Raw genomic sequence first — 22,891 nt, 5'->3', positions numbered from 1 at the left:
CACGCGGCGGGCGCGTGCGGGCGCCGCGGCGATCGCGGCGATCGCGGCGGCGGCCGGCGCGGCGTTCGGCGCGGACGTGGACGTGGACGTGGACGTAGACGTGGCGGAAGGCGTCACGACAAAGCTCCTTGAATCGGGTTCAGCCGCGGAACGCGGACGGCACGCCGCGGCGCAGCCGCGCTTCGAGCGCATCGAGCAGCCGGTTGATCACGAAGCCGACCGCGCCGACCACGATCACCGCGGCCATCACGAGATCGAGCTGGAATAGCTGGCGCCCGTACACGATCAGGTAGCCGAGCCCTTCCGACGACGCGACGAGCTCGACGACGACGAGCGCGAGCCACGACTTCGTGAACGCGAGCCGCACGCCGGTCGCGAGCGTCGGGATCGCGGCGGGCAGCACGATATGGAGAATGCGCTGGCGTCGCGTATAGCCGAAGATGCGCGCGACTTCGTCCAGCGCGGGCGGCGTCTGGCGGAAGCCCTGCAGCGTGCTCAACGTGACGGGGACGAGCGCCGCGTGCGCGATCAGCAGGTACTTCAGCGGTTCGCCGACGCCGACGAGCAGCAGCAGGAACGGCAACCAGCCGAGCACGGGAATCTGCACGAGCGCGTTGAAGCTGGGCAGCACGTAAGCCTCGAGCGTGCGCGACAGTCCGAGTGCGGCGCCGATTGCGAAGCCGAGCAGCGTGCCGGCCGCGAAGCCGACCAGCACGCGCTGCAGGCTGATCAGCGTGTGGCGTGCGAGATCGCCGCTCGCCGCGAGTTCGGACAGCGCATCCGCCACCTGTTCGGGCGGCGGCAGGATCTGCGGCGCGATCCAGCCGCGCGCGCTGCCGATGGTCCACAGCGCGAACAGCAGCGCGGGCAGCGCCCACGGCGCGAGCCGCCACGCGACGCGTTTCGCGGCCGCGGCGCGGGACGGCCGTGCGGCGAGCGCGTGCGGGTCGGACGACGGAATCGGGATCGCGGTGTCGCTCATCGGGGCCGGTCCGGTCAGGAGAGGGGCTTGCCGGTCGCGTCGTAACGCGGCCAGTAGTGTTCGAGCTTCTGCGCGCGCAACGCGTGGTCGAGATACTTCGGCTCGAACCAGCCGTCGACGTCGACCGGCTGGCGGATCAGCTTGAGCTTCAGCGCATCCTGCGCGACGGCCTTGTAACGCGCGATCACGAACGGGTCGATCAGCGGCGACAGCCGGTCTTTCAGGCGCTGGTTCGCATAGTCGGCCTGCCACGATGCATACGGCACGCCGCTCTTCGCCCACAGCTTGAACAGCGCATCGCGGTTCGCCTCGTCGGACGACCATTGCGCGCCCTTCACGAACGCGTCGACGACGCGCTGCACGATGTCGGGATGCGCGCGCTCGAAATCGTCGAGCACGAGCAGGTGGGTCTGGCGCGTCAGCTGCGGGCCGTCGTTCTGCGATTCGTAGATGATCTTCGCGAGGCCGGCGTCGCGCAGCTTGTATAGCTGATAGTCGCCTACCGATGCATCGATGCCCTTCGATGCGAGTGCGGCGAGCGCACTCGCGGAGTCGAGATTGATCACGCGCAGGTCGCGCTCGCTCAGGCTGTTCTTCGCGAGCGCGTTGTCGGCGACGAGCTGCAGGTTGGTGCCGCGGAAGATCGACACGCGACGGCCTTTCAGGTCGGTGATCGAGCGGATGTCGGAATCGGGCGGCACGGCGATCTTCACGCCCGAGCGCACGCTCGCGGCGAGCACCAGGTGCGTCTTGATCCCGTTCGAGCGCGCGAGTACGGCGGGCAGGTCGCCTTGATACGCGAAATCGAGCGCCTTGTTGGCGATCGCCTCGTTGACGGCCGGCCCCGCACCCTTGAAGAACAGCCATTCCACCTTGATGCCGTCGGCGGCGAATTCCTTTTCGACGAGCTGCTGCAACTGCACGGTGGCGGCGCTCGATCCGCCGAACGTCGGTGGATCGCCGGCGCCTTGCTGGGCGACGCCGATGCGGATGGTGGCGGGCTTGTCGGCGTGCGCGGCGGCGGCCGGCAGCGCAACGAGGGAAGCGATCAGCAGCGATCGCAGCAGGCGCAGTGGGAGCATGAATCGATCGGTCGGGATAACGTTGGAAAGGGCGGGCCGGGGCCCGGTACGTCGAATCATTCTCGATGACGCGTCCGGCGGCGGACAAGCAACGATTTGAACTATGCTTATCGCCGCGTCACGGGTTGGCCGATCACGCGATCGCGGATGAGCGTCGATGATCGCTGCCGGAAACGGTTGTCATGGGGATGGTGGGTTCGCTGGGCGAATGACGACGAATCGGGCTTCGACGAAGGTGCGCGACTGCCGACGATCAATGCAATCGGGTTGCGTCGTATTTACCGGACCGAATGATCTCGCGATGAAATAATTGCCGACTCGCGCGCGCGATTCACTTACCCGAATTTCTTCCGTGCATGCCGAAAAATCGAATAAAAATCATTGACGTAACGGCGATAGATAGAGGCGGTGAGTCGCCCGTGTTTACATTCTTACTTCGGCTTCCGAACAACTTAGCCCGTTAACAGAAAATCCAGGAAAAGGGAACAGCTGTGTTTCGCTTTTACAGCGTGTCGCCCATAAATGCATCCGACTCCAAATTATTTGAACTCATCTCAAAAATTGTGTATACCCTAGACGAATCAGCGTGGTCGTCATCGTGCCGATGCGACCGCGCACCGAACGCGCCATCACGCAACCGATGGGGTTGCCGCACTGCCGCGTTGCAGTGATCGAAACGATTCCGGGGAATGCGAGCGGCCGCTGCATGGGCCGCCGCAGAGTCACGAATGGGCGAACGCCGTGCACCGCCGCCGAAGCAATGCCGCGTCATTACGTTCAACGGTCGATCACCGACCCCGTCACACGGAGGTTGTCATGCTGCAATACGTCAAGTCCCTGCTGCGCGATGAACGCGGCGTCAGCTCGCTCGAATATGCGGTTCTCGCCGGCATCGTCGTGATCGCGCTGGCGTTGGTCGGCACGGCCCTCAGCAGCAACACCGGCGGCCTGCCGGCCATCTTCCAGTCGCTGCTCAACAAGGTCACTGCGTTGATCTGATCCCCTGAACCCGCGCGTCGCCGACGAACATACGGATCCGCAGCGGTACGACGTATGCAGCCGGGGCGCGTACGGACGGCTCTCCGATGCTCTTTCTCGTACAGTCGGCGGCGACGCTTGTGCTCGCGTTGCTCGCCGCGCAGGATCTGCGCGACCGGCGCCTGTCCAATCGTGCGGTGCTGTCGCTCGCGACGCTGTATTGCGTCGCGGCGGCACTCACGCGCGAAGGGCTCGTCGCGCTCGCGGGGCACGTTGCAACCGCGGCGGCGATGCTGGCCCTGTTCGGCAGCTTGCGTCACGCCGGGTGGCTCGGCGGCGGCGACGTCAAGCTGGCCGCGGCGGTGTTCCTGTGGGCGGGCCCCGCACTCGCACTTCCCGTGCTGACGATCGTCGGCGCGAGCGGTGCCGTGTGCGGCTGCGTCGCGCTCGCGGCCGGCGCGTGGCAGCGTCGCGTCGCGCCGGCGCGCATGGCGACGTCGCGCGGCGTCCCGTACGGCGTCGCGCTCGCGCTCGGCGGCGCGCTGGCCGTCTGGGCGCCGTTTCCTCACGTGGTTTCGCTCAACTAGCCGGGGGACGCACGCCGCCATGCCCAAACCGCTGAGACTGGCCGTGCTGATCATCGCTGCCGGCATCGGTGCATTCATCCTGCGTCAGCTGTACGTGTCGGGCTCGACACCGTCCGCGTCCGGCGATCCGGCCGAGGTGCGCGTGCGCGTTGCGGCTGCCGACTTGCCCGAAGGGCTGCTGTTGCGCGACAACGATCTCGGCTGGAAACGCATGCCGCGCGCGCAGGTGCCGACCGGCGCGTTCGTCGAGTCGCAGCCGGGCGCGGACCTCAAGGGCGCGCTGCTGCGCAATCGCGTCGATGCCGGCACGCCGATCCGAGCGGAGAACGTGATCCCGGCCGCCGCGCCGGATTTTCTTGCGGCGGCACTGAAGCCCGGCATGCGCGCGATCTCGGTGCCGGTCGACGACGTGTCGGGCAACGCGGGCCTGATCCAGCCGGGCGATTTCGTCGACGTGGTACTCACGCAGCAGATCGGCGGCTCGGCAACGACGCCCGGCACGTTCGAAGCGGAAACGGTGGTGCGGCGCGCACGCGTGCTGGCGGTCGGTTCGGAATTCCAGCGCGCGAAGCAGCCCGCCAGTGCCCCCGACGCACCGGTGCGCGCGCGCACGGTCACGCTGGAGGTCGCGCCGCGCACGGCGCAGGTGGTGCTGGTCGCGACGCGCCTCGGTTCGTTGTCGCTCGCGCTGCGCAGCTTCGCGACGCGCGATCGTACGCAGGCGGCGGGTGGCGACGACGAGGAACCCGATCCGCCGCCGGTGTGGGCCAGCGACGTGTCGCGCGCGGCCCGCGACGCGGCGCGCGAGCCGGTGCGCGGATCGTCCGCGAGGACGGACACCGGCACGCGGCCGATGTCGCAGGGCAATACGGTCGTGATCTATCGCGGCTCGTCGGTCGACGACGGATCGCGCGGCGGCGGCACCGGCATGCCGGGCCTGCCGCCGCTGCCGGCCGGGCTGCCGGGCATGTCGATAGTACCGACGGCGCCGACGGCGCCGACGGCGCTGCCGGCGCCGGCCGCCGGCAACATGGCGGCGAATGCGATCGCGCCAACGCCGAATATGACGTTGTCGCAGTGACGCAGTGATGGGGTGACGACTCGGGCCGGCCGCCCGGCGGCCGGCATTTGACGGGAATACGGATGGTGCGCATGGTGCGTTGGATCGCTTTCTGGTGGCTGGCCTGTCTCGTTGCGCCTGGCGCCGCGTTCGCGCAGGGCACGCGTGCGCAGGACGCCGCCGCGGTGCTGTCGATCGCGACCGGCAAGGGCGAGATGCTGTCGCTGCCGGAACCCGCGGCCGCGATGTTCGTTGCCGATCCGACCATTGCGGACATCCAGGTACCGTCGCCGCGCACCGTGTTCGTGTTCGGCAAGAAGGCCGGCACGACCACGCTGATCGCGCTGGGCGCGAACCAGCGGCCGATCCTGCGCAGGACGGTGGTCGTGCAGGTCGACACGGCGTCGCTGCAGGCGGTGCTCGACGCCCGCTTTCCGCAACTGAAGCTGTCGGTGTCGGGCGCGCCGGGCTCGCTGATGGTGTCCGGCAAGGTGCCGAGCGCGGCCGATGCGGACGCGGTGATGCAGTCGCTGTCGCCGTATCTGAACGACAAGGAAAAGATCGTCAATCGCCTCGCGCTGTCGCGGCCGATCCAGGTGAACCTGCGCGTGCGCGTGACCGAGGTGAGCCGCAACATCACGCAGCAGCTCGGCATCAACTGGAGCTCGCTCGGCGCGGCCGGCAACTTCGTCGGCGGGCTGTTCAACGGGCGCACGCTGTTCGATCCGACGACGAAGCTGTTCAACCTGTCGCCGACGGGCGCGTATTCGGTGCTGGGCGGCTTCCGCGCGGGGCGCTGGTCGATCGACGCCGTGCTCGACGCGCTCGACCAGGAAGGGCTGATCACGATGCTCGCGGAGCCGAACCTCACCGCGATGTCCGGCGAGACCGCGAGCTTTCTCGCCGGCGGCGAGATTCCGATCCCGGTCGCGCAGGCCGGCAACACGTCGGGCGCGATCACGGTGGCGTTCAAGCCGTTCGGCGTGTCGCTCGACTTCACGCCGACCGTGCTTGCCGACAACCGGATCAGCCTGAAGGTGCGGCCGGAGGTCAGCGAGGTCGATTCGAGCAACAGCGTGACGACCGGCGGCATCACGGTGCCGGGGCTCAGCGTGCGGCGCGTCCAGACGACGGTCGAGCTGTCGAGCGGGCAGAGCTTCGCGATCGGCGGGCTGCTGCAGAGCCAGACGGCCGACACCGTGTCGCAGGTGCCGGGGCTCGGCCGGCTGCCGATCCTCGGCCGGCTGTTCTCGTCGACGAATTTCCAGGACAACAAGACCGAGGTCGTCGTGATCGTCACGCCGTACATCGTGCAGCCGACCGGGCCCGGCCAGCTCGAGCAGGCGCTCGACACGGTCGCGCGGCCGAGCAGCGATCTCGAGTTCGCGGTGCAGCGCAACCTCGGGCTCGACCTGCTGTCGGGCGACACGCCGCGACTCGTCGGCGCAGCGGGCTTCGTGTACTGACCGGAGGGCGCCATGCGAATTCGAACCGTCGTCGCCACGCTGCTGCTGCCGGTACTCGCGGCGTGCCTGTCGGCGCCGCCGCCGATCGACCTGCCCGATGCGCGGGCGATCGGCTTCGACGGCGCGCGCGCGGTGCCGCCCGACTGCGCGCAGCTGATGCAGCCGTCGCATCTCGTCGATGCGGGGTACGGCCGGCCCGGCGTGCCGTTCGGCTGCGCGACCTATACGAATCTCGCGGCGATGCTCGCGCGGCCCGAGGATCTCGTCGCGCCGGTGCCGTACGGCGGTGCGGACGCGCAAGTCGCGGCCGACGCGGTGCGCCGCTATGTCGAGGATCGCGTGAAGCTGCCGACACCGGACAAGACGCTGACGACGACCGGCTCGTCCGGCCATTGACTCACCGGGATGCCATCGCAATGCCGTCCATGAACGTCCTCGACCGCCAGAACGCCAAGCGCGCCGCCACCGCCGGAGCGGCGGATCTCGTCGCGGTCGTGTCCGATCCGGGCAGCGAAGACGTGATCCGCCGCGTCGCGCAGGACCTGGCGATCGCGCGCGCGCACGTGCAGGCGGGCACCTGCGACGACGCGATCCGGCTGCTGCAGCAGAACGAGCGCTCGCCGCGCCAGCTGATCGTCGACGTGTCCGACTCGGTGCTGCCGGTGTCGGACCTGATGCGGCTCGCCGAAGTGTGCGACCCGTCGGTGCGCGTGATTGCGATCGGCACGCAGAACGACGTCGGGCTGTTCCGCAACCTGCTCGGCATCGGCGTGCAGGACTACATCGTGAAGCCGCTCACCGTCGAGTTGATGCGGCGGGCGTTGAGCGCGACGGAATCGATCGTGCAGGCCCGCACCGGCAAGATCGTCAGCTTCGTCGGCGCGCGCGGCGGGGTCGGCACGACGACGATCGCGGTGAGCCTCGCACGCTGCCTGGCGGGCGAGAAGCGCCGCCGTGTCGCGTACGTCGACCTGAACCTGCATGGCGGCGGCGCGAACTCGATGCTGGGGCTGTCGAGCAACAACGGGCTGATCGAATTGCTGAACATGGAGCAGCGTCCCGACGACGCGCTGTTCGACCGCATGTTCGTCACGAAGGGCGACCGCCTGCACGTGCTGTCCGCGGAGCTCGCGTACGGGGACGACGCGCCGCTGCGCGACGATGCGCTCGCGCTGCTGGTCGACATGCTGCAGGACCGCTTCCACTACGTGCTGTTCGACGTGGGCCTGCGCACCGGCAAGCTGTTCGAGGACGCGCTGGCGGCGTCCGGTCTCGTCTACATCGTCGCCGATCGTTCGGTGCACGCCGCGTACGAGGCCGCGCGGCTCGCGCGCTTCGTGAAGGAGCTGCCCGGCGAGCGGCTGTTGTCGATGGTGCTGAACAATCCGCTCGACCCGGTCAAGGGCCGCGTCGCACCGGCCGATTTCGAAGACGCATTCGGTGGCGTGAGGCTGCGCGAACTGCCGCACGAACCGCAGCCGCTGGCGGTCGCGGAGAACCTCGGCGAGCCGATCGAGAGCGCGAAACGCCACGGCTTCGTCGACGAGATCCGGCGGCTCGCGAACGGGATCACCGGCGAGTCGATGGTGGTCGCCGAGCCGTGGTATGCGCGCTTCGTCAAATGGAGGAAAGGAACGTGACGTTCGGTACCCGCAAACGGCACGCACCGGAGCCCGCACCGGCCGCTGCTCCGGCCGAGCCGCGCAACAACGCGCAGGCGCCGACGCCGGCGCCGAACCTCGCGCCGGCCACGGCTCAGGGCACGGCTCAGGGCACGGGGCCGGCCGCGGCGCACCCGCGCACCGCCGCGGCGGCCGACACGCAGGAGGCGCTGATCCGCTCCGGCAAGTTCGATGCGATCCGCCACGCGGTGTTCACGTCGATGAACATGTCGGCGGCGCTGATGAAGACGCGCGACGAAGTGCGCGCTGGCATCGAGCAGGTGGCCGCGCACACGATCGAGCGCGAACGCCTGAAGATCACGATGGGCGAGCAGGTGTTGATCGTCGACGCGATCCTGAACGACATGTTCGGCGTCGGGCCGATCGAGCCGCTGCTCGCGGACGACACGGTCAGCGACATCCTGGTGAACGGCCCCGACCAGGTGTACGTCGAGCGCGGGGGCCGGCTCGAGCTCACGTCGCTGAAGTTTCGCGACAACGCGCACGTGACGAGCGTTGCGCAGCGGATCGCGGCGGCGGTGGGCCGTCGCGTCGACGAGAGCAGTCCGATGGTCGACGCGCGCCTGGCGGACGGCAGCCGCGTCAACGTCGTGCTGCCGCCGATCGCGATGCGCGGCGCGTCGATCTCGATCCGGAAGTTCGCGAAGCGCGACATCACGCTCGCGCGGATGGCGCACCAGGGCAACATCTCGAACGCCATGCTGCAGGTGCTGAAGATCGCGTGCGGGTGCCGGCTGAACATCGTGATTTCGGGCGGCACCGGTTCGGGCAAGACGACGCTGCTCAACGCGCTGTCGCAACACATCGAGCAGCACGAACGGATCGTGACGATCGAGGATGCCGCGGAGCTGCAACTGCTGCAGCCGCACGTCGTCAGTCTCGAGACGCGGCCGGAGAACACCGAGGGGCTCGGCGGAATCTCGCAGCGCGATCTCGTGCGCAACGCGCTGCGGATGCGGCCCGACCGCATCATCCTCGGCGAGATCCGCGGCCCCGAGGCGTTCGACGTGCTGCAGGCGATGAATACGGGCCACGACGGCTCGATGACGACGATCCACGCGAACACGCCGCGCGATGCGATCACCCGGCTCGAGAGCATGGTCATGATGGCGAACGCGAACCTGCAGCTGCTGTCGATCCGGCGTCAGATCGCGAGCGCGGTGCACCTGTTCGTGCAGGTCGAGCGGATGCGCGACGGCGTGCGCCGCGTGACGCGCATCACGGAGATCGTCGGCATGGAAGGCGACGTGGTGATCACGCAGGACCTGTTCACGTTCCGCCAGGAGGGCGACACCACGCGCGATGCGGTGAAGGGCGTGTTCGAGACATCGTCGCTGCGCCCTGCATTCGCGCAGCGCGCCGCGTATTACGGCGTCGACGATGCGCTGTCCGAGGTCTTCCGCCAATGAGGGGCGCCGACCTGTTCGCGATGGGCGCGTTCGCCGTGCTCCTGACGCTCGGCATCGCGCTGTCCACGCTGTTCGACCGCGCGCGCCGCACGCCGGAGCAGCGGATTCGCGACCGGATGCGGCGCCTCGCGCCGTCGCTCGCGGGCCGCAATGCCGGCGCGGCCGACGCGCCCGGCATCGCGCTGTTCAACCTGCCGCGCCGGCAAAGCCGCGCGCGCGCGTGGCTGCAGCGCTACGTGACGCGCGTGCGGGCGGTGGGCGGCGAACGCGGGATGCGGATCGTCATCGGGAGCACGATTGCCGGCGCGCTCGCCGCGCTCGTCGCGGTGGCGCTGATCCAGCCGCCGGGCCTCCTGCGTCCGCTGCTCTACGTCGGGTTGCCGCTGCTGGCGATGCGCGCGAGCTATCGCGCGCTGGTCGAGCGTTTCCGGATGCGCTTTCTCGAAGCGTTTCCGGATGCGATCGACCTGATCGTGCGCGCCGTGCGCGCGGGCATTCCGGTCACGCAGGCGATCAGTACGGTGGGCGACAGCGCGGCCGAGCCGGTGCGCTCGACGTTCCGCACGATGGGCGACAGCCTGCGCGTCGGCGCGGATCTGAAGGACGTGCTGTCGGCATCGGCGGACCGGCTGATGATCGCCGACTTCTCGTTCTTCACCGTCTACCTGCTGCTGCAGCGCGAGACGGGCGGCAGCCTCGGCGAGACGCTCGACGAGCTGTCCGGCATCATCCGCACGCGTCGCGACATTCGCCTGAAGACCCGCGCGCTGACCGCCGAAGGGCGGATCACGACGAACATCATTTCGGCGGTGCCGTTCGTGATGATCGGCGCGCTGTACCTCGTGAACCGCTCTTACGTGATGCTGCTGTTCGATACGCACGTCGGACACGTGATGCTGACGATCGCCGCCGTGCTGCTGACGATCGGACTGCTGGTGATCCGCAAGATATCGAAACTGGATACCGCGCGATGACGATCCCGATGCTGGCCGCCCGAGGTCTCGAAGTGCTGCTGTTGCTCGCCTGCGTCGCGGCGGCGCTCGCGCCGCCGGGCGGCGGCACACGCCGGCGCATCGCCGAGCGGGTGCAGCAGGCGGCCGGGCAGCGGCCGCTGCCGCTGGTGGCGGGGCGGCTGCAGCCGAACGACGTGCGTCGAGGGGTCACGCAGCGGCTCGCGCAGCTCGGCGAGCGGATGCCGGTGCTCGACCCGATGCAGCGCGTGAAGCTCGGGCTGCAACTGACGCGCGCGGGTTTTCGCGAGCGCCGCGCGGTATCGGCGATGATCGGGATCAAGCTGAGCTGCGGCGTGCTGTTCGCGACCGTCGCGATGGTGTTCAGCCCGTTCATTCCGCGCTTGGGCGAGTATTTCATGATTCGCGCGGTGGCGATGGTCGCCGCGTTCGTGATCGGCGTGATCGTGCCCGAGTACGTGCTGGGTGCGATGATCCGGCGGCGCCGGCGGATCATCGCCGCGTGTTTTCCGGATGCGCTCGATCTGCTCGTGATCTGCACGATGGCGGGCAACAGTCTCGTATCGGGCATCCGGCGCGTCGCACGCGAACTCCAGCGCATCTGTCCGCCGCTCGCCGACGAACTGGCGGTATGCGCGGACGAGCTGACGCTGAGCGGCGACGTGTCCGAGACGCTCGCGCATTTCGCGCTGCGCGTCGACTTCGCGTCGGCCCGTTCGCTGGCGACGACGCTCACGCAATCGCAGCGATTCGGCACGCCGATCACGCAGGCGTTGCGCACGCTGTCGCGCAGCGAGCGCACCGAGCAGATCGTCGCGCTCGAGGAAAAGGCCGCGAAGCTCGCGCCGAAGATCACGCTGCCGATGATGCTGTTCATCCTGCCGACGGTCGGCCTGATCGCGGCGGGCCCGGCCGCCATCCACCTGCTCGAGGTATTCAAATGAAACGCTCCGCCGTACGCGTGCTCGCGTTCGCGGCCGTGCTGCCGGTGCTGGCCGGCGGCTGCGCGCCGGGCATCCAGACGCGGCCGGTGGTGTCGCAGAAGAGCGACGACCCGCAGGCAGAATTGCGCATCGCCGACAGCGCACTCGCCGGCGGCAACATCGATCTCGCGTCGACGTTGTACGACAAGGTGCTCGCCCGCCATCCCGATTCGCTCGCCGCCCGGCTGGGGCTCGGCGACGTCAACTACCGCGCGGGCGACCTGGAGCGCGCGCGCGTGCTCTATGAGCAGGCCCGGCAGCAGGCGCCCGCGCAACCCGGGCCGCAGATCGGGCTTGCGCGCGTCGCGCTGCGGCAGCGCCGGCTCGACGAGGCTGCGCAGCGCTACCGCGACCTGCTGGCCGCGCAGCCCAATCTGCCGCTCGCGGCCGAAGGGCTCGGCACGGTGCTCGACCTGCAGGGCCGCCACGCCGACGCGCAGGCCGTCTATCGCGATGCGTTGCGCGCGCATCCGGATGCGCAGGGGCTGCGCGTCGACCTCGGGCTGTCGCTCGTGCTGAGCAACCGGCCGCGCGAAGGCGTGAACGTGCTGCTCGACGTCGCGGGGCTGCCCGACGCGCCGTGGCAGGCGCGCCAGAACCTCGCATTCGCGTACGGCGTGCTCGGCAACACCGATTCCGCGAAAAAGCTGCTGTCGGCCGACCTGCCCGCGTCGGCGGTGGCCGACAATCTGCGTTTCTACCAGGCCGTGCGCGCGCAGCTCGCGTCGCGTTCGGCATCCGACGGCCCACGCGCACTGACGGGTGCCGCACTGGAGCCGCGCACGATGCCGGCCGGCGACGGGGCCGCAAAATGACACGCGGGGCGATGGGCGCGCGCCGTGCGCGCGGCGTCGTGTCGCTCGAGTTCGTGTTGATGCTGCCGTTCCTGCTGATGGTGCTGATCGGCATCATCGACACGAGCCTGCTCCTGTGCGACAAGGCCGTCATCACGAACGCGAGCCGCGAGGCCGCGCGGGCCGGCGTCGTGTTGCGCGTGCCGATGCTGACCACCACGCAGGTCGCCAACGTCGCGTTGAACTACACGCAGAACAGCCTGATCACCGGCGGCACGGCGACGACGCCGACCGTGACCGTGACGCAGGCGAACGGCACGACCTCGGGCACCGCGCTGACCGTGACGGTGACCTACACGTATTCGGGGCTGGTGCTCGGTTCGGCATTCAGCGCGCTGACCGGCCCGGTCACGGTCTCCGCCAGTTCGGTGATGCTCTATGAATGATGCGGCCGGCACGCGCTGCACCGGCGCCGCGCGCGAACGCGGCTCCGTCGCGCTGTTCTTCCTGCTGTTCCTGATTCCGCTGCTGTCGTTCGGCGCGCTGGCGGTCGACATCGCGTGGGTGGCCGCGGTGCGCAACCAGCTGCAGAACGCCGCCGACGCGGCCGCGCTCGCGGCGGCCGATGCGATGATGCCGGCGGGCGGCGGTGCGCTGAACTGGTCGCAGGCCGCGCCGGCGGCGAACGGCGTGATCGCGCAGAATTCGGCGGCGGGTGCGCCGCTCGCGACCGGTACGGTCACGACCGGCTACTGGAACGTGACGCGGACCCCGTCGTCGATGCAGTCGACCACCATCGTCCCGGGGCCGTACGACGTGCCGGCGGTGCAGGTCACCGTATCGCGCGCGCCGGGCGTGAACGGCGGCTCGATTCCGCTGCTGCTCGGCGGGCTGCTGGGCATTCCGGGCGCGTCCGGCAGCGCGACCGCCATCGCGGTGCTCGCCGCGCCGGGCGGGGTGGCCGCGGGCGCGCTCTTTCCGGTCGCCATCGACCAGTGCGTGTACAACCAGTACTGGAACTCGCAGACCAACCAGCCGCTGATCAATCCGCTGACGAACCAGCCGTTCGAGTTCTCGGTCACGAACGGGCAGACCTACGGCGCGTTGTGCATGGGCGGCCAATGGACGTCGTTCCAGTCGACCGCAAGCGACACGACGACGATGGGCGGGCTGATGCTGACAGGCAATCCGACGACGCTCAATATCGGTGACAGCATTAATCTGGCGACGGGCATCAAGGCGACGCTGTACACATCGGTGCCGATCGGCGCGACGGTCCTGCTGCCGGTCGTCACGCAGACGCTGACCAGCACCTACGTGCCGATCGTCGCGTTCGCGCCGTTTCACATCGATGCGGCGCTCGGCGGCACGTACAAGTACATCCAGGGCCACTTCGTCGCGGGCATGAAGATGACCGGCGTCGCGACGGGGGTCGGTCCGTACTACGGCGTATACGTGCCGCCGCGCCTGGCGTTGTGAGCGTCGTGCCGCGCGCGGCGCAGCAGCACGAGCAGCGCGAAGAGCGTCACGGCAGGGCCGATCTGCGGCTGCTGCAGCCACGGGTTCAGGTATTCGTACAGCGGCAGCAGCCACAGCAGCGCGATCGCGACCTGCTCGCCGCGCAGCCAGGCGCCGCGCCAGCCGATCGCGAGCATGCACGCGATCGCGATCGCGTGCCACGCGAGCTCGTAGTGCCACACATAAGGATTGGCCGCGAGCGTCGCGACCGCGAGTGTTGCGGCGCGCACGCGGATATCGCGCGAGCGGGCCCATACGATGCAGGCGGCCGTAATCGCGAGCGCGGAGATGCAAGCCTGGACGGCATACGCGGCGCCGAGCGGCACGCCGGCGAGGCGCAGCGCAGCGAATGACGTCGGCGACGCGAGCCAGAACACGACGCCATGCTCGAGGATGATCGAGCGCGCGAGCCCGGCGCTCGTGACGAACAGGCGCAGCGATTCGATGCCGCAGACCAGCACGCTGGCCGCGCCGAACGCAGCGGTTGCCAGTGCGGCCCACGCGATCGTGCGCCACGCGCGCGCGGCGACCAGCACGAACGGAAACAGCAGCGCCATCTGCGGCTTGACCGACAGGAGCCCGATGCAGATGCCGGCCCATAACGGCCGCCGGTCGGCCCAGCAGACGGCCAGCGCCGCGCACGATGCGGTGAGGAATGCGTTTTGCCCGAGCGAGCCAGTGACGAATACGCACGGCGCCGCGAGCAGCGCGAACGCGCCGACACGCGCCGCGCCGGGGATCGCGCCGAGGCCCGAGACCCGCCACGCGGCGAAGCCGAGCACGACGATGCCGCATGCGACGAACAGCGGATAGCTGATCGCATACGGAAGCAGCGCGAGTGGCGTCACGAGCAGCAGGTAGGTGGGCGGGTACAGCCACGCGAGGAAGCCTTCGCGGCGAAACAGCGGGAACAGCTCGACCGACAATCGCGAGAAGGTCGGAAAATCGTACGCCTGCCACGGCGCGCCGTGCAGCATCACGTACGACGCCGACCAGAACACCGAGTAGTCCGCGCCCGGGCGCGACAGGACGGTGCCGGGCGCGTGATGGATGCCGTAGATCCAGAGCGCGACGAACAGCGCGTAGAACGCCAGCACGAATGCGCTGTACGCGACGACGCGCCGTGGCGTGAGCCATGCGTGCACGGGGCGCGCGGCCGCGCGCATCGATGGGTGGGGAAGGTCCATGCGCGGAAGGCCGCTTACTTGAACGACGCCTTGCGCGCGGCGTGGCCGGCCGCTGCCGGCGTCGCCGTCCGACGGCGGCCCGCATGCGCACGCTTGAGCGGGAACTGCAGCAGCTTCGACGCCGGTTGCGCGCCGGCGTCGCGCTCCGCGCGGTAGCGCCGCCGCACGAGGTAGACGGGGCGCTGCTTCGACTCGTGATAGATGCGGCCCAGGTATTCGCCGATCACGCCGATGCCGATCAGCTGGATGCCGCCCATGAACAGCACCACCGAAATCAGCGACGGGTAGCCGTGCACCGGATTGCCGAACAGCAGCGTGCGCACCACGATGAACGCGCCGTACGCGAGCGACAGCATCGCGAACGTGAGGCCGACGTAAGTCCACACGCGCAGCGGCACCGTGCTGAAGCCGGTGATGCCCTCGAGCGCGAAGTTCCAGCGCCGCCATCCGGAGAATTTCGAGCGGCCGCCGCTGCGCGGTGCGCGCGTGTATTCGACGATCGTGGTGCGAAAGCCGATCCACGCGAACAGGCCCTTCATGAAGCGCCGCCGCTCGGGCAGCGCGCGCAGCGCGTCGACCACCTCGCGATCCATCAGCCGGAAGTCGCCGACGTTCTCCGGCATCTCGACTTCGGACAGTGCGTTGTGCACGCGGTAGTAGAGCGCCGCCGCCGCGCGCTGCAGGTACGGATCGCACATCCGGTTCGTGCGTTTCGCCGCGACGACCTCCGCACCGGCGCGCCAGTGTTCGATCATCGCGGGAATCAGCGCGGGAGGGTCCTGCAGATCGGCGTCGATCAGGATCACCGCGGCGCCGGACGCTTCGTCGAGGCCGGCGGTGAGCGCGGCCTCCTTGCCGAAGCGGCGCGTGAGATCGACGACGTGCACGCGCGGATCGGCGGCGGCGAGCGCGAGCAGCCGCTCGAGCGTGCGATCCCGGCTGCCGTCGTTGATGCAGACGATCTCGAAGCGGACGTCGGCGACCGATTCGAGAACGGGCAGTGTTTCGGCAAAGAATGCGTCGATCGCTTCGTCTTCGTCGTGAAACGGCACGACAAGCGATATCAGCGGCTTTCTGGCGTGCGTCGACATGCTGCGCCCCCCCCCGAGAGGTCCGGCCCGCGCTGCACCGTATGGGTCCGGTTGTCGTTTGCCGAACGGGCGGGCCCGTTCGGTACGAATTCCGTGTCGGCCTGCCAGTCCATCGCAGACCGAACGATAGGTGTTGCGACATTGTACGCAGGATTTGGCGATTCGTAACACGGATGCGCGGGTTCGCATCGCCGGCGGCGTGCCGGGGAAAATATCGGTCGCCGGTGATCGGCGGGCGGTGTGCAGCGGCGCTACGATGACGTTTTCGGTGCGAAGGAGCGCGTGATGCAAGTCCACGACCTGACCGGCCCGCCGCTCGATTTCTGGGTGGCGATGGTGGAAGAACTCGGCGCGCCGCGCGTCGATGCCACGGGATGCACGGTCGTTCGCGAGCCGGGCGGTGCGCAGGTGCCGTATGCGCCGTCGTCGAAGTGGACGGATGGCGGCCCGCTCGTCGAGCGGCTGCCGTTCGCGGCGTTCGAACGCGACGGCGGACACGGCGCGTGGCGCGCGGTGCTGCATCGCGCGATGCCGGCGGCCGGCGAGCGCTGCACGTTCAATCAGTCGGGGCCGACACTGCTGGTCGCCGCGATGCGCACGCTGGTCGCATCGACGTTCGGCGACGACGTGCCGGATCTCGACATGTCGAAACCGCGATAGGCGATGCGACCTTCGGGCACCGCCCGTTACGCGGCCGACAGGTTGCGTACCGCGATCGACGCGACGTCGACACGCTTCGGCAGGATCGCATCCGCCGCCGCGCGATCGGCGACCCGCTGCAGCACGTCGATGTCCGCGCCGGTGAGCGCGCGCTGCGCGAGCGCCGCACGGCGTGCGATGTCGGACGCCGCATCGCTCGGCAGGCGCGTGAGCGACGCATAGACGCTCGCGTAATCGGCCGGATGCGCGAGCGCCCACTGGCCGGCGCGGGCGAGCCGCGCGAGCACGTCGGACAGCGCCGCGCGCTTCGCGCGATCGTCGAGCGTGTCGACCGGCGACGTGAGGAACGCAAGCCCCGAGTTGATCCCGCTGCCGTCGCGCACGATGCGCGCGCCGCGCCGCACTGCGTGTCCGTAATACGGGTCGAAGGTGGCCCAGATGCCGATCTGCTTCGCCTCGAATGCGGCGAACGCATCGACCGGCAGCACGAAGCGCACGTCGACGTCGCCCGGCGCGAGGCCGTGTTCGCGCAATGCGCCGTAGAGCTGGTATTGCGAGATGCTGCCGCGCGCTGACGATACGACCACGGTACGCCCCTTCAGGTCGACGACCGTGCGGACCGGCGAATCCGGCTGGACGACGATGCCGAGCGATGCCGGTGAGCCGACGCGCGTCGCGACGATGCGCAGCGCCGGATCGCCGAGCGCGGCCGTCAGCACGGGCAGGTCGCCGGCGGGCGCGAGATCGATCGCGCCCGCGCGCTGCGCTTCGAACAGCGGCGCGGCGCCCTGGAAATTCGCCCAGCGGAACCGGTATGGCGCGCCGTCGAGCACGCGCGCGGCTTCGGCCAGCGCGCGCAGGCCGCCGGCCTGGTCGCCGAGCACCAGCGTGACGTTCGACAGGTTGGCGCCGGCCGCGCGGGCGGGCAATGCGTTGCCGGCGAGCGGCGCGGCGGCCAGCGCGGCCACACGCAGCAGTGCGCGGCGGCGGGCCGCGGTGGAGGGCGAAGTCATCGGCGGCAGGTCCTTGGAGATCCGCGCGCGGGCCGCGCGGCTGCCGGGCAGATTACGGAATCGGCTCCGCGCGGGCAAACATCGAATCGCGAAATGCTTATTCGCGCGATGCGGGGCGGGGAAGCGATGGCCGTCGATGCGCCGTTCATGTCGAGCCTGCTGGCCGGCGATCTCGCACAGGCGCTGGAGCGCGTGCCGCTGTCGGCGGCGCGCACCCTTGCGCAGGCGGCGCCCGCGGCGTTCGCGAGCGGGTTCGCGGCCGCGCTGACGGTGAGCGGCGTGCTCGCGCTCGCGGCTGCCGCCGTTGCATACAAGTTGCTTACGCAACCGTCGCGCGGAGCGTGATGCGCGCGGCAACGCGTGCGCCGCCCATTGCACGCGACCGCGCGCAGCCGTTAAGCTTGCGCGTTCCGGTTTCACGCAGCGTGCTCAAGATGTCATCGACGATCGAGATTCTGTTGCCCGTGTTCGGGCTGATCGCGGCCGGGTTCCTGTGCCGCCGGCGCGGCGTACTCGGGCCGGCAGCGGCTTCGGAGCTCAACCGTTTCGTCGTGTGGCTCGCGCTGCCGGCGCTGCTGTTCCAGATCATGGCGCACGCGTCGTGGCACCAGCTCTATCAGCCGGCCTTCGTCGCGACGTTCGCACTGACCTGCGCGCTCGTGTTCGGCGGCGTGCTCGCGTGGCGGCTGTTCGCGGGGCGCGGGCTGGCCGATGCGAGCATCGACGCGATCGCCGCGTCGTATCCGAACACCGGCTATCTCGGTTTTCCGCTGTGCGTGCTCGCATTCGGCACCGAGAGCCTCACGCCGACCACCATCGCGACCATTCTCGTTGCATGCGTGCTGTTCGCCGGCGCGATCGTGCTGATCGCGATCGGGCTGCAGCGCGATCGCGCGCCGCTCAAGCTGATCTGGAAGGTGGTCGGCGCGCTGCTGTGCAACCCGCTGATCGTCGCGCCGCTGGCCGGCGTGTGCGTGTCGGCCGCGCAGGTGCCGCTCGGTGCGCCCGTCGAGACCTTTCTCAAGCTGCTCGGCGCGGCCGCGAGCCCGTGCGCGCTCGTCAGTCTCGGGCTGTTTCTCGCGGAAAAGCGCGACGCGAACGGCGCCGCGCCGCGCGGCAGCGTCGCGCTGACGGCGGTCAAGCTGTTCGTGCAGCCGGCGCTGGCGTGGTGGCTCGGCGTGCGGGTGTTCGCGATGCCGCCCGTGCTCGCGCAGATCGCCGTCGTGCTGGCGGCGCTGCCGACCGGCACGGGGCCGTACATGCTGGCCGAATTCTACGGACGCGAAGCGCACGTGACGTCGCGCACGATCCTGCTGTCGACGCTCGGCTCGATCCTGTCGCTGTCGGTGCTGCTCGCGAGCGCGCGGCACGCGTGACGTCGCGCGGGCGGTGCCGCCGGTGCCGTCGGTGCCGCGTGCGCCGCTCGCACGCTCAGTGCGACTTCGTCGCGATCCGGTGTATGCGCGCCGCATGCGCGACTCGCGGCCGCTGCGCCGTGCCGCAATGCGTCGCCTGCCGGCGGCGCGTGCGCCGCGCGGGGTCCGTAGCGTTCGACGCAGAGCCCGGCGCAGGCGCGACTGACGCAAGCACGCGCGCATCGTCCCCATTCGCGGCGACCGCCGCGACGGCCGGTTGTGCGGCTTCGGCGTCGAGCCAGCTGCGCGTCGCTTCGGCGATCAGCGCGCGCAACCAGCGCACGCCGTCGACGCACGATCCCGATTCGTTCCACGTCATCCGATAGACGATGTCCGGCGGCTGGGCCGGCAGCGCGACCGCGGCGAGCGGCAACAGCTTCGCGTAATGGCGCGCGAGCCGGTACGTGGTGGTCAGGATCAGGTCGGAGCGCACGAGCGCATGCGCGGCAAGTTCGAAGTGCGGCAGCGTGACGACGATCCGCCGCTGCGGGCCGACGCGTTCGAGCTGCCGGTCGATCGCGCCGGACGCTTCGAGCCATGACGGCGTCGGGCACAGCTGCGCGGCCTGCGCGAACGCGTCCGCCGTGATCGCGCCGTGCCGCGCGAGCGGGTGCGTCGCGCGCATCAGGCACACGACGCGATCGTCGAACAGGTCGTCCTGGCGGAAGCGCGACAGACGCGCGGCACGGTTGTCGATCACGACGTCGAGCTCGCCGTCGGCGAGCGCGCGCTCGTCGTCGAAGCCGTCGCCGAGCGGATGGAACACGAGCTGCGCGTTCGGCGCGCGTTCGCGGAACAGCGCGACGAGCTTCGGCACGAACAGCACGTTCAGGTAGTCGGGGCAGCCGATCCGGTAGGTGCGCACCGACGTGCGCGCGTCGAACGTCGGCTGCTGGATGCGGATGAAGTCGATCACGCGCAGCGCGTTGCGCAGCGGCTCGATCAGGCGTGCGCCGAACTCGGTCGGCACCATCCCGTAGCGGCTGCGCACCAGCAGCGGATCGCCGAGCAGCGTGCGCAGGCGCTTGAGCGCCGCGCTCGTCGCCGGCTGCGACATGTTCAGCCGCACGGCCGCGCGCGATACGGTGCGCTCGGTGAGCAGCACGAGCAGGATGCGCATCAGCCGCGCGTCCAGCACGTCGAGCGCGCCCGTCGCGTCGCACGCGTTGGAGGAAGGGCTGGTCGGTGCCGGAGCGCGCCGCATGTCGCTATACGATCGTGCGGCCCGTCATTTGACGAAGGTGCCGGGCCAGCCGACGATCCGCTTCGGCCGCGGCGGCGCGTACGTGCGGACCTTCGACGTCTTCAGCTTCAGGCGCACCAGCGATTCGGCGAGCGCGACCGCGGCCGATACGCCGTCGACGACCGGCACGCCCGTGCATTCCTCGATCTGCCGGTCGAGCCCAGCCATCCCGCCGCAGCCGAGGCAGATCACTTCCGCGTGATCGTCCTTCACCGCACGCTGCGCTTCGCCGACGATCGACTCGATCGCACGCGCCGGATTCTCCTCGAGTTCGAGCACCGCGAGCCCGCTCGCGCGCACCGACGCGCAGCGCGCATCGAGCCCGGCGAGCTTCAGGCGATCCTCGATCAGCGGCACCGTGCGGTCGAGCGTCGTGACGACGGAGTAGCGATGGCCGAGCAGCATCGCGACGCTCGCGGCCGCTTCGGTGATGTCGACGACGGGCACGGTCAGCAGCTCCTGCAGCCCTTCGCGGCCGTGTTCGCCGTAGCCGGCCTGGATCACCGCGTCGTACGGTTCGTCGTAGCTCAGCACGCGCTCCATCACGGCGATCGCCGCGAGGTAGCTCTCGAAGTTGCCTTCGATCGACTCCGCGCCGAAGCGCGGCGTCAGCCCGACGATCTCCGTGCCGGGGGAGGCCGCGGCCTGCGCTTGCGCGGCGATGGCGTCGGTGATCGATTCGGTCGTGTTGACGTTGACTACCAGGATCCTCATCGTGACTCCGTATGCGTTTGTGTCAGTGTTGCGCGCAGGCGACCGCGATGTGTTCGCCCGAGCGCTCGTCGTATTGCCGTTTGCGGTCGGCCGTCAGCCAGTACACGCTGCCCGCGATGGCGGCGCCGAGCAGCCACGAGAACGGCGTCATCGCGCTGAACGCCGGCACGACGGCGAGCGTGATCGAGATCAGCGCGGACGGCACGAGCGCCGCGAGCGCCTTGCGGTTCACGCCGCCCTTGTAGAAATACGCGCCGGTCGGCGCTTCGGTGTAGAGATCGGGCACGTTCACGCGCTGCTTGCGCACGAGCCAGTAGTCGACCGTGATGATCCCGTACAGCGGGCCGAGCAGCGCGCCCAGGCCGGACAGGAAGTACACGATCACGATCGGGCTGTTGTACAGGTTCCACGGCAGGATCAGCACCGCGATCGTCGCGCTGATCAGGCCCGCGCGGCGGAACGACAGGCGGTGCGGCGCGAGGCTCGTCAGCACGAAGGCCGGCGCGACGAAGTTCGCCATGATGTTCACGGCAACCGTGACGATCAGGAATGCGAGGCAACCGAGCACGAGGAACAGCTTGTTCGGCACCGTCGCGATGATTTCCGTCGGGCTGTGGATGATGTGACCGTTCAGCTTGAACTGCGCGCCCGCGAGCACGAAGCTGATCGTCGCAAACACCAGGATGTTGACCGGCAGGCCCCAGAAGTTGCCGACCCGCACTGTCTTCGCGCTCGGCGACGAGCGGGCGAAATCGCAGAAATTGAGCACCAGCGTGCCGTAGATCGCGAGCCACAGCGAGCCGCCCGCGAACACCTCGGTCCACATCTTGAGGCCGGTCATCGGCTTGCCGATCGACATCGCGAGCTGGCCGCCGGTGCGGCTGAACATCCACGCGGCGAGCGACAGTGTCGTGACGAGGATCACTGGGCCGGCGAGCCCTTCGTACTTGCGGACCATCTCCATCCCGTACGTGAGGACGCCGATCTGCACGAGCCAGATCGCGACGAACGTGATCCAGCCGAGCGACGACAGCCCGAAGATCGCGTTCTGGTCGAAGGCGGCGAGGCCCGGCCAGATCGCGGTGAGCAGCACGCGCAGCACGACCGACGCGAGATAGGTCTGGATCCCGAACCATGCGATCGCGATTACCGCGCGGATCATCGCGGGCAGCATCGCGCCGTAGATGCCGAAGCTCATCCGGCTGATCACCGGGAACGGCACGCCGGTCTTCTGGCCCATGTAGCCGGTGAGATTCATGAGGCAGTACACGAGCACCGCGCCGATCGCGAGCGACGCGAGCATCTGCCAGCCCGACAGGCCGAGCGCGAACAGGCCGATCGCGAACGAGTAGTTCGCGATGTTGTGCACGTCGTTGGTCCACAGCGCAAAGATGCTGTAGCGGCCCCAGGTGCGGCCTTCGGCCTTGGTTGGCGCGAGGTCGGGATTGTGCAGCCGCGGGCTCAACGCGGCGTCGCGCGCGGCCGTATCGGTGCGATGCAATGCGTCGTCCGCGCCGAGCACGATGCCCGCGCGGTGGGTGGCTTCCAGTTGCACGCGTTGTCTCCTTCCGTGTGCGGGGCGCGAACCGCCTGCGTGTGCACGCAGTGCGGGCCCGGCCGCCGTGGACGTTATGTCTCGGATGTGTTCGCGAGTATGGGCGGCGGCCGCAACGATGGGAAATTAAATATCTGGTTGAGCGTCAGTGGGGAAATGAATGGGGTGCGTTCGGCAGCGGGCTGGTCCGCGGCACGCGAATTGCGCGTCAGCGGGCTCCATCCACATCGACATCAGCGGAGGTGTCATGCAGCGATATTCCTTTCGTCACGTATCGCGGGCCGTCTTCGCCGGCATCCTGATCGCCGGCCTGGCGGCGGGGGCGGGCTGTCAGAAGAAGAGCGCCGACGACACCGGCACCAGTGCGAGTTCGGCCCCGGGCGCCATGTCGCCCGCGCCGTCGACCGCGCCGTCGGGCATGCCGAGCAGCGGCGCGAGCGTGCCGGGTGCGGCGTCCGCGCCGGCCGGGGCGAGCGGCGGCTGACCGACGGGCGCAGGCGG

Annotated in this window: 23 protein-coding genes and 1 pseudogene; 16 read left to right on the top strand and 8 right to left on the bottom strand. The window is 69.5% G+C overall.

What is annotated here, in order from left to right:
• Nucleotides 1-139: 139 nt before the first annotated feature.
• Both O1Q03_RS37565 and O1Q03_RS37560 read right to left on the bottom strand, forming a co-directional pair.
• Entirely contained in the window at nt 140-982 is an 843-nt protein-coding gene (locus O1Q03_RS37565; RefSeq protein WP_269510720.1) for an ABC transporter permease, read from the bottom strand.
• Between the two features lie 14 nt (nt 983-996).
• Nucleotides 997-2,064: an ABC transporter substrate-binding protein gene (locus O1Q03_RS37560; RefSeq protein ID WP_269510719.1), complete on the bottom strand. Its 1,068-nt coding sequence runs from the start codon at nt 2,062-2,064 to the stop codon at nt 997-999.
• 147 nt (nt 2,065-2,211) lie between these two features.
• On the opposite strand from O1Q03_RS37560, the gene O1Q03_RS37555 reads away from it, so the two are divergent.
• From O1Q03_RS37555 to O1Q03_RS37495, 13 genes are all read left to right on the top strand, one after another.
• Nucleotides 2,212-2,358, top strand: a complete 147-nt coding sequence (locus tag O1Q03_RS37555; protein WP_269510718.1) for a hypothetical protein — start codon at nt 2,212-2,214, stop codon at nt 2,356-2,358.
• A 522-nt stretch (nt 2,359-2,880) separates the two neighbouring features.
• A complete protein-coding gene (locus O1Q03_RS37550) occupies nt 2,881-3,063 on the top strand; it encodes a Flp family type IVb pilin (RefSeq protein ID WP_269510717.1) in 183 nt (60 codons plus the stop codon).
• An 86-nt stretch (nt 3,064-3,149) separates the two neighbouring features.
• Nucleotides 3,150-3,629, top strand: a complete 480-nt coding sequence (locus O1Q03_RS37545) for an A24 family peptidase (protein WP_269510715.1) — start codon at nt 3,150-3,152, stop codon at nt 3,627-3,629.
• Between the two features lie 19 nt (nt 3,630-3,648).
• Nucleotides 3,649-4,710 (top strand): Flp pilus assembly protein CpaB, encoded by a 1,062-nt coding sequence (gene cpaB, locus O1Q03_RS37540; RefSeq protein ID WP_269510714.1) that lies wholly within the window; start codon nt 3,649-3,651, stop codon nt 4,708-4,710.
• Between the two features lie 62 nt (nt 4,711-4,772).
• The gene (locus tag O1Q03_RS37535) at nt 4,773-6,155 is read left to right on the top strand and encodes a type II and III secretion system protein family protein (RefSeq protein WP_269510712.1); all 1,383 of its coding nucleotides are present in this window, start codon (nt 4,773-4,775) and stop codon (nt 6,153-6,155) included.
• 12 nt (nt 6,156-6,167) lie between these two features.
• Nucleotides 6,168-6,551: a CpaD family pilus assembly lipoprotein gene (locus tag O1Q03_RS37530; RefSeq protein ID WP_269510710.1), complete on the top strand. Its 384-nt coding sequence runs from the start codon at nt 6,168-6,170 to the stop codon at nt 6,549-6,551.
• Nucleotides 6,552-6,571: 20 nt separating this feature from the next.
• Nucleotides 6,572-7,795, top strand: a complete 1,224-nt coding sequence (locus O1Q03_RS37525) for an AAA family ATPase (RefSeq protein ID WP_269510708.1) — start codon at nt 6,572-6,574, stop codon at nt 7,793-7,795.
• Entirely contained in the window at nt 7,792-9,246 is a 1,455-nt protein-coding gene (locus O1Q03_RS37520) for a CpaF family protein (RefSeq protein WP_269510706.1), read from the top strand. Before O1Q03_RS37525 ends, O1Q03_RS37520 begins: the two co-directional genes overlap by 4 nt.
• Nucleotides 9,243-10,220 (top strand): type II secretion system F family protein, encoded by a 978-nt coding sequence (locus tag O1Q03_RS37515; protein WP_269510704.1) that lies wholly within the window; start codon nt 9,243-9,245, stop codon nt 10,218-10,220. The genes O1Q03_RS37520 and O1Q03_RS37515 overlap by 4 nt, the downstream gene beginning before the upstream one ends.
• The gene (locus O1Q03_RS37510) at nt 10,217-11,161 is read left to right on the top strand and encodes a type II secretion system F family protein (RefSeq protein WP_269510702.1); all 945 of its coding nucleotides are present in this window, start codon (nt 10,217-10,219) and stop codon (nt 11,159-11,161) included. Before O1Q03_RS37515 ends, O1Q03_RS37510 begins: the two co-directional genes overlap by 4 nt.
• Nucleotides 11,158-12,015, top strand: a complete 858-nt coding sequence (locus O1Q03_RS37505) for a tetratricopeptide repeat protein (RefSeq protein WP_269510700.1) — start codon at nt 11,158-11,160, stop codon at nt 12,013-12,015. Before O1Q03_RS37510 ends, O1Q03_RS37505 begins: the two co-directional genes overlap by 4 nt.
• On the top strand, nt 12,012-12,440 hold the full coding sequence (locus O1Q03_RS37500; protein ID WP_269510698.1) for a TadE/TadG family type IV pilus assembly protein: 429 nt from the start codon (nt 12,012-12,014) through the stop codon (nt 12,438-12,440). Before O1Q03_RS37505 ends, O1Q03_RS37500 begins: the two co-directional genes overlap by 4 nt.
• Nucleotides 12,433-13,473 carry a TadG family pilus assembly protein gene (locus O1Q03_RS37495; protein ID WP_269510696.1) on the top strand — a complete coding sequence of 347 codons (1,041 nt, stop codon included), beginning with the start codon at nt 12,433-12,435 and terminating at the stop codon, nt 13,471-13,473. The genes O1Q03_RS37500 and O1Q03_RS37495 overlap by 8 nt, the downstream gene beginning before the upstream one ends.
• On the opposite strand, the gene O1Q03_RS37490 is transcribed toward O1Q03_RS37495, so the two are convergent.
• On the bottom strand, nt 13,437-14,699 hold the full coding sequence (locus O1Q03_RS37490) for a glycosyltransferase family 87 protein (RefSeq protein ID WP_269510694.1): 1,263 nt from the start codon (nt 14,697-14,699) through the stop codon (nt 13,437-13,439). The genes O1Q03_RS37495 and O1Q03_RS37490 overlap by 37 nt on opposite strands.
• A 14-nt stretch (nt 14,700-14,713) precedes the next feature.
• Complete coding sequence (locus O1Q03_RS37485; protein WP_269510692.1) at nt 14,714-15,790, bottom strand: glycosyltransferase family 2 protein; 1,077 nt, start codon at nt 15,788-15,790, stop codon at nt 14,714-14,716.
• 285 nt (nt 15,791-16,075) lie between these two features.
• Between O1Q03_RS37485 and O1Q03_RS37480 the strand changes: the two genes are divergently transcribed.
• The gene (locus O1Q03_RS37480) at nt 16,076-16,450 is read left to right on the top strand and encodes a phage protein NinX family protein (protein ID WP_269510690.1); all 375 of its coding nucleotides are present in this window, start codon (nt 16,076-16,078) and stop codon (nt 16,448-16,450) included.
• 26 nt (nt 16,451-16,476) lie between these two features.
• Here the strand turns inward: O1Q03_RS37480 and O1Q03_RS37475 are convergent, their stop codons facing one another.
• Entirely contained in the window at nt 16,477-17,463 is a 987-nt protein-coding gene (locus tag O1Q03_RS37475) for an ABC transporter substrate-binding protein (RefSeq protein WP_269510688.1), read from the bottom strand.
• A 132-nt stretch (nt 17,464-17,595) separates the two neighbouring features.
• On the opposite strand from O1Q03_RS37475, the pseudogene O1Q03_RS37470 reads away from it, so the two are divergent.
• Nucleotides 17,596-17,808: pseudogene (locus O1Q03_RS37470) on the top strand (MFS transporter); the annotation flags it as partial.
• 89 nt (nt 17,809-17,897) lie between these two features.
• Nucleotides 17,898-18,839 (top strand): AEC family transporter, encoded by a 942-nt coding sequence (locus O1Q03_RS37465; protein WP_269510686.1) that lies wholly within the window; start codon nt 17,898-17,900, stop codon nt 18,837-18,839.
• A 55-nt stretch (nt 18,840-18,894) separates the two neighbouring features.
• Here O1Q03_RS37465 and O1Q03_RS37460 read toward each other — a convergent pair whose 3' ends face one another.
• Genes O1Q03_RS37460 through O1Q03_RS37450 form a run of 3 tightly spaced genes read right to left on the bottom strand, consistent with a single transcriptional unit; the run spans nt 18,895 to nt 22,390 of the window.
• Nucleotides 18,895-20,082, bottom strand: coding sequence for a LysR family transcriptional regulator (locus tag O1Q03_RS37460; protein ID WP_269510684.1), 1,188 nt, complete (start codon nt 20,080-20,082; stop codon nt 18,895-18,897).
• 24 nt (nt 20,083-20,106) lie between these two features.
• Nucleotides 20,107-20,835: an aspartate/glutamate racemase family protein gene (locus tag O1Q03_RS37455; protein WP_269510682.1), complete on the bottom strand. Its 729-nt coding sequence runs from the start codon at nt 20,833-20,835 to the stop codon at nt 20,107-20,109.
• Between the two features lie 22 nt (nt 20,836-20,857).
• A complete protein-coding gene (locus O1Q03_RS37450; RefSeq protein ID WP_269510680.1) occupies nt 20,858-22,390 on the bottom strand; it encodes an NCS1 family nucleobase:cation symporter-1 in 1,533 nt (510 codons plus the stop codon).
• Between the last annotated feature and the right edge of the window lie 501 nt (nt 22,391-22,891).

Source organism: Burkholderia sp. IMCC1007, from assembly GCF_027257875.1.
In the GTDB taxonomy this organism is placed as follows: Bacteria; Pseudomonadota; Gammaproteobacteria; order Burkholderiales; family Burkholderiaceae; genus Burkholderia.
The sequence above is the reverse complement of the archived record's forward strand: the minus strand, read 5'-3'. Positions and strand labels throughout refer to the sequence as shown.